Genomic DNA, 7128 nt, shown 5'->3' with positions numbered 1-7128 from the left:
TTTGCTATTTAAATGAATTGTAAATATTGGAATATTGTGAAATAATAGAATAAAGTTTTGGTAGTGTCAAAAGTTCTATGAAAACTGTTTGAGTCAAGCATTTGTAAGCATTTTTTTACCCTTTAATCCGAAAGCGGATTCATTGTTTTAGAGTATTCCTTGATAAAAAATTTGCCTTTTTTAAAAACCGACCAACACCTTTAACGCTTTGTACATTGGAATATTCGCCTTGCCTTTTAGGTACAATAGATTGTCTCTTGTAGCTTCACCAATTGTTCTTGTAACCTTTTCTACGTAGTGCCTTGGCGGGGTCTTTTCTTTTGTGGTTTCTGTCCATCTTTCGACTCTCCCGAATAGAGTTTTCAAAGCCAAATTATCGAGGTAAGCCACCAATCCGGTGATCAAGGCGCTTACGCCTTTTTCCGCCCAGCTTCGTCCATTTTTTAGTCTTTTTGCGAAGACACTCATTGTTCCCTCGGCACTCCCCATTGGACGCATCCCGTTCGTGTCGATCCCATTTTCTTTAAGCCACTTCCTGTAATCTCCCAGGGCTTCAGGATACTTTTCTAACTGTCGAATCAGTTGGTCTAGTCGTTCTTCCTGATCCTCCGTCTCAAGTGTCCCAACGGCATTGTTTAACTCTGTCAGTAATTTCTGGCTGTCATAGGTGCGAGTGCCTTTTGCATCTGGCGATAACGAGGGTGTTTACGGAACAGGCTGCGAATATCCCGTGCCACATGGAAGCGATCAATCAAAAAGAATGCCCTATCTTTAAAATGGTCTCGACAGGCTGTGATCCAAACGGCTCCATCCCCGTTTATCACCAGCTTATGGACAGTTGGGTCATACTCAAAGTTTTCAATGAGAAAGTCCTCAAATACCTCCCAAAAGGGCTGGTTCCCGCGATGTATAAAATGGCGTTTTTCTTTCAAACTCACTCGTTTTCGGTTGATTTCCCATCCCTGATGAACCGCTGATATTTTTTCTTCCTTGCCTTTTTTTCCTTTTCCCTGACGTTTCACGTATATACCGTCCACCTCCACGAATAAGACAGGACGGTGTACAGGCTGACGCTCTTTAGGAATACTGACAACCTGTAACAGGTGTTGACGTATAGCTTCATGACTGATAACACGGTAGCCTAAGAGTGTTTCAAGTGAGTCTGCGGCCTTTCGGTAAGATGCCCTGTAATGGCAAGTTCTAGGGCTGCTTCCTCAATCAGCGAGCTGAAGGTGCCTGCCCCCTCAAACTCTAAATAGCGATCAAGGAGATAGACATATTCGCCTTTCTCTCTGTCACGGTAATAATTGCGTTCCAGCTCAATTTCCCCAAAAAGACTGACTAAAGTAGTGGTACGCTTATCGACTAGACGATAACGCTTTTTATTACGTTCCTGGGCAATTTGTTTGTCCATATCCTCTAAAAGAGTCTTCATAACCTCTGAGAAGGTTTCCTGTAATTGCCTCCAAACTAATTGCTCAATCTGTTTTAAATTCAGATATTCTATGTTATTCTTTTGCATGAGGGTTTCCTCCTTTGTGATCTGGTTTTGGTCGACTAAGATTCTACCAAGGAGTAACCCTCTTTTTCATGTTATTTGCTTATTAACTACCGCGCTTCGCTTGGTGGCCCCTTCATGTGGTGAGCGATCTACCGATCCCTCACCACATGAAGGGGTTAAATTTTGCCCACATAAATTTTACTCATACTTTTTATCTAGAAGTATTGTCATTTTTTTCTTTGATACTAACTTGACATTCAGCCTAATTAATGTTAAATTTAAATCAGCCGTTGCACGTGATTAGGTTTTTATTACAAGCTTATTCAAAGTTTCAACCGATGTTTGGATGAGGTAATGAAGAAAAGCTATCAACGTTGTAATTTGGTGAATTTTTAACTGGCTTTTTTGGGGCCAATAGGAGGATTTTTTTTAATGAAAAACGGTAAAGTTAAATGGTTTAACTCAGAAAAGGGCTTCGGATTCATCGAAGGAGAAGATGGTAACGACGTATTCGTTCATTACTCTGCTATCCAAACTGATGGTTTCAAAACTTTAGAAGAAGGTCAAGAAGTTTCTTTTGATGTTGTTGAAGGAGCTCGTGGACCACAAGCTGCTAACGTAATTAAGAAGTAATTTCTTATCGTCTATAACAGTCCGGTACTTGTACCGGGCTGTTTTTACATGTTCTCAGCTGTTTTATGGACCTTATCCTCATTTTTCCACTATTCATTTGGTTTTCAAATTTTTCTCCAATCAACCTTTGATATAATAATAGTACCTGAAAAACCCGAGGTGAAATTGATGAAATTTATTCATACTGCCGATTGGCATTTAGGGAAATTAGTACATGGCATTTATATGACCGAAAGCCAGCGGTATGTGCTGGAACAGTTTATTGAAGTAATCGAGGAAGAGAAACCTGATGCCATTGTGATTGCAGGTGATCTTTATGACCGGTCAGTCCCGCCGACAGAAGCTGTCGAATTGCTTGATGAAATGTTGTTTAGAATGAACGTTGAACTGAGAACCCCAATTGTCGCCATAGCCGGAAATCATGACAGCGCCGAACGCCTTTCATTTGGAAGTTCATGGTATAAATTCAATCAGTTCTATCTATCTGGAAAACTAACAGATTGTTTTGATCCTGTTCGCATAAGCGGAGTCAACTTCTATCTTGTGCCATATGCAGAACCCGGTGTTGTCCGACAGCTACTTGATGACGATTCTATACATACCCATCAGGAGGCGATGAAGGCACTGATTGGAAAAATTGAGGAGACTTCTTTCAATCCGAATGAACCGAATGTATTGGTTGGACATGCTTTTGTCTTAGGTGGATCAACGTCCGATTCTGAACGGACATTATCAGTCGGCGGGTCCGGTTGTGTGGAAGCTAGTCTTTTCGAACCGTTCTCTTATACGGCATTAGGTCATTTGCACAGCCCTGACGCCATTCGTCACGACAAAGTGAAATATTCTGGTTCGCTGTTAAAGTATTCTTTCTCCGAAGCGAAACAGCGTAAGTCTATTTCTGTTATTGAGATGGATGAAAAAGGAAACTTTACCCACCGCTATCGTTCGTTAACACCAAAGCATGATATGAGGGAACTTGAGGGGTATTTGGAGGAATTGCTCGACCCGGGATTTTATGAAAAACAGCAGGTTGATGATTATTTAAAAATTACCCTGCTAGATGAAGGAGCATTAATTGATCCGATCAATAAATTACGGCAAGTGTATCCAAATGTTCTCCACTTAGAACGAAAATTAGAATTAACAGACTCAAAGAAAAAACAATCCTTTAATGCCGTCCGCAGTGAAAAAAAATCCGAGATTGACTTATTTGAACAATTCTATACTGAAATGACCACTTCTGAATTTACACCCGACAAAAAAGAACTAATGGCTGGGATTATTGAAAAAGTTCTAAGGAGGGGGCAGTAAAATGAGGCCGTTAAAGTTAACGATGAAGGCGTTTGGTCCATATGCCGACACAGAAATCATTGATTTTACAGCGCTTGGCAATCGCACGATGTTTGTCATTTCTGGGAAAACCGGATCAGGTAAAACAACGATTTTTGACGCCATCAGTTATGCGATATATGGAAAAGCCAGCGGTGAAGATCGAAACGGACCGGAACTTCGCAGCCAATTTGCCCGTGAAGACCTGTTAACAGAGGTTTCGCTTGATTTTTCATTAAGAAATAAAGTGTATTCCATCACGAGGTCTCCTCAGCAATTAAAAAAGAAAGAAAAAGGTGAGGGTTATACACAAGTTGGTGCTAAAGCGGAACTGTATATTCTCGATAATCAAGGGGAGAAAAAGCTGCTTGCTTCCAAAGTAAACGATGTAGAAGAGAAAATTAAGGAAATCATGCTGATGGACGCCAGTCAATTTCGACAAATTATAATGATTCCTCAAGGAGAATTCCGGAAACTGTTAACGTCTGATAGTAAGGATAAAGAGCAAATTTTGCAGCGGCTTTTTCATACACAAGTTTATAAGTTAATTGAAGAAAAACTGAAGGAAGAGGCAACAGAATTAAAATCATCAGTTGAAGAACAGGTGAAGAACCGGAATGAAGCCATTCGACGGATTCATGCTGTCATAAATCCCGAACTTAAAGAGTGTCTTGCTCAAGAAAGTGTGAATGATACGATCATCATGCCTTTGCTCAAGGCTGAAATTTTAAGTATGGGAGAACAGCTGAGCCACTTGAAAACTCAATTGGTTACGAAAAAAACGGAGCAAGATCAGCTTAAAACCTGGTTAATTGAAGCTGAGGTAATTTTGAAACAGATGAAACAACAAGAAGAACTCACGAGGAATAAAGCAGTCTTAGAATCACAGACCGATTTGTTTCATCATAAAGATCTAAAGGTTCAGCGTGCGCAAAAAGCTGCTCTTTTGGCCAAACAGGAAGAGCTGTGCCATCGTTTGAAAAAGGAATTAGATCAAGCTGAAAATAATGTGCGCTTTATCAAACAGAATGTGGAAGAGTTAGAGAGAGTAGCGATGCAAAAGGAACATGAGCTGGAAAGAGAGCTGAAACGGGAAGATGAACGTGAGAAAGCTCTAGCCGAAGTCAATCGCTTAGTCACTATGAGAGATGATGTTTATTCGTTAGCAGCTTTGCAAAATGAGGTGTCCCATTTGGATGTCTCCTTAAGAACCGCCAAAGAAAATCATCAATCATTAGACTTTGCAGTTAAACAAGCCGAACAGCAACTGAGAATTCTGCATGAGCAAAAAGAACAAATTGAAGATAGCAAACTGAAATATTCAGAAAATGTTAGGTTGATAGAAAAGCTGGAAAATGAGATTGTCCGTCTGGAAAAATATGAAACACTGTTAGGTCGGCATCGTAAAGCAGAACAAAATCTACAGTTGATCACGAAACGCTATGAAAATACGGTAGCAAGATTGATGGATGCAAAAGCATTAGTGGAGAATCTGGAACAAAAATGGTTACATGGACAGGCCTCGCTGTTAGCCGCAAAACTGCGGGTTGGAGAAGCTTGCCCCGTCTGCGGTTCCGAACATCATCCTGCACCGGCTCTTAGGACTGATGAAAAGATCCCAAGCGAGGAGGATCTGAAGGCCGCCAAACTACAAGCAGAAAGATGGGAAAAGGAAAAATCAGCGGACGAGGCCAAACTTTATCAGGCTCAATCTGCTGAGAAAATTCAAAAGGAAGCCCTTCAGGAAGTGTTCGAAGAAATTATTTCTGACAGGCCAGATTTTACAGAAAACGATTTATTTGACGTTAAATTAGAGGTCACTTCTGCAAGAAACAATCTAGCGAAAGATCAAGGTCACTTGGCCGATCAAATTCAAAAGTTTGATCAAATAAAGAAGAAAATCGAGAAAAAAGAAGCAGAAAAATTGGATCTGCAAAAGTCCGGTCAAGCTGCGGCTGACAAAGTTACGGAATTAACCATACAATTTACGGAAAAGAAAACGAATCTTGATCGTATGTTAATGGTTATTCCGGAAAATCTCCGCTCAGAAGCAGAATTTGAAAATAGACTTAAAATGGCCCGTAAGTTCCACAAACAGTTAATCGATCAGCTGGAGAATGCACAGGAGGGTCTTCAAGACGTGAAGCAAAAGCAGGCTGCAGAATCCGCAAGATTGTTGGAGGCGGAAAAAATTTTCGCAAACAAACAGCAGGAACTAAATACGGAACGTGAAATTTTTAAACATAACCTAACGAAGCAAGGGTTTGAAAACTATAAGATTTATGCGGAAGCAAAGCTTACAGAACAGGAGATCAGCCAGCTTGAAGGGGAAATCCGCAGCTTTCGGGAGGAATTACGTTCGGTTACCGATCGATTGAACGAGTTAACAGATCAATTGAGGGATGTAAAGATTCCAGACGTTGTCGGATTGAAAGCTGCAATTGAACAACTCGGAGAAGAAATAGAAACTCTTAATTGCCAGCACACAGACTTTTTTGTAAAAAAACGGGATAATGAAGAAGTTTTTGAGCGGATGAACATCTTAAACGAACAGATGAAAGTGCTAGAAGATAGGTATAAGCTGATTGGCCATCTTTATGAAATTACAAGGGGGCAGAATAATTTCAAAATCACTTTTGAACGCTATGTGTTGGCAGCGTTTTTGGATGATATTTTACAAGAAGCGAACATACGATTAAGAAAAATGACGTCAGGCCGGTTCCAATTGCTACGGAAAACAGATAAAGCTAAAGGAAATGCCCAAAGCGGTTTGGAATTGCTCGTGTTTGACCAATATACAGGACAGGAGCGTCATGTCAAGACGTTATCAGGCGGCGAGAGTTTCAAGGCAGCTTTATCGCTCGCATTAGGTCTCTCTGATGTCGTACAAAATTATGCCGGCGGTGTATCATTGGAAACGATGTTCATCGATGAAGGATTTGGTACACTTGATCCTGAATCATTAGATCAGGCAATTGAATCATTGATCGATATCCAAAGCAGCGGGCGCCTAGTTGGCATCATCTCACACGTACCAGAATTAAAGGAACGGATCGATGCCAGACTCGAAGTCATAGCAGGACAAACAGGAAGTAGAACGGAATTTGTGTTTACAAATTAAATGAAACCTACCCGTGATGATGATCACGGGTTTTCTTATGGGGTGCTAACCTGTCCTGGATGAAGGACATTTTATTTGTTACGGAACCTTGATTTTGTCCTTATAACCCGGATGAAGGACAACTCTCTGGTTGCATAACCGAGTTTTGTCTTTCATATCCTTAGCAATCAGAAGCCGACCAAATCTATGGCCTAAATTTATGGAAGGTTGGCATTTTGCTACTCCTTACTATCGGAAAATTACAAATAAAGAAAGAGAATGAAATATTTATAACATAACTCTTTACAAATTTTCACCGTAGAGCTATATTTTTCATTATTAATTTAATTTAAACCTGTACACGCCTAATCCATTGGAGCGGGGGAACCATGATTGTACATTTGTACTTGGGGTGTATCCTTTTTTAGGTAGGGCTATTCTTTAGGTCCGAATCCGACAGCTAACTCCGCAGGCGTTTAGAGAGGAGGTTTACTTTTTTGTTTATTGAGAACACTAAGTAAATCACTTGGAGTTCTTTTTTTCATTATTCGACATGTATAGAAGA

Annotated in this window: 3 protein-coding genes, 1 pseudogene and 1 riboswitch; of the genes and pseudogenes, 3 read left to right on the top strand and 1 reads right to left on the bottom strand. The window is 40.4% G+C overall.

The genetic code is table 11. The annotated features are described in order from the left end of the window. Positions 1 to 180: 180 nt before the first annotated feature. Positions 181 to 1522: pseudogene (locus BFU02S_RS06335) on the bottom strand (ISLre2 family transposase). A gap of 411 nt (positions 1523 to 1933) precedes the next feature. Here BFU02S_RS06335 and BFU02S_RS06330 point away from each other — a divergent pair. From BFU02S_RS06330 to BFU02S_RS06320, 3 genes are all read left to right on the top strand, one after another. Further along, positions 1934 to 2134, top strand: a complete 201-nt coding sequence (locus BFU02S_RS06330; protein ID WP_066368071.1) for a cold-shock protein — start codon at positions 1934 to 1936, stop codon at positions 2132 to 2134. 168 nt (positions 2135 to 2302) lie between these two features. Further along, positions 2303 to 3445, top strand: coding sequence for an exonuclease SbcCD subunit D (locus BFU02S_RS06325; RefSeq protein WP_066368070.1), 1143 nt, complete (start codon positions 2303 to 2305; stop codon positions 3443 to 3445). Position 3446: 1 nt separating this feature from the next. Beyond that, positions 3447 to 6584, top strand: coding sequence for an AAA family ATPase (locus tag BFU02S_RS06320; protein ID WP_066368069.1), 3138 nt, complete (start codon positions 3447 to 3449; stop codon positions 6582 to 6584). A 331-nt stretch (positions 6585 to 6915) separates the two neighbouring features. Further along, a riboswitch (cyclic di-AMP (ydaO/yuaA leader) is annotated at positions 6916 to 7052 on the top strand. Positions 7053 to 7128 lie beyond the last annotated feature (76 nt).

This window comes from Neobacillus fumarioli NBRC 102428, from assembly GCF_001591485.1.
Lineage (GTDB): Bacteria > Bacillota > Bacilli > Bacillales > Cytobacillaceae > Neobacillus > Neobacillus fumarioli.
The sequence above is the reverse complement of the archived record's forward strand: the minus strand, read 5'-3'. Positions and strand labels throughout refer to the sequence as shown.

Bases quoted from the DNA above. Each gene is read 5' to 3' on its own strand.
- BFU02S_RS06320 (WP_066368069.1), top strand. From the start codon at position 3,447: ATGAGGCCGTTAAAGTTAACGATGAAGGCGTTTGGTCCATATGCCGAC.
- BFU02S_RS06330 (WP_066368071.1), top strand. From the start codon at position 1,934: ATGAAAAACGGTAAAGTTAAATGGTTTAACTCAGAAAAGGGCTTCGGA.
- BFU02S_RS06325 (WP_066368070.1), top strand. From the start codon at position 2,303: ATGAAATTTATTCATACTGCCGATTGGCATTTAGGGAAATTAGTACAT.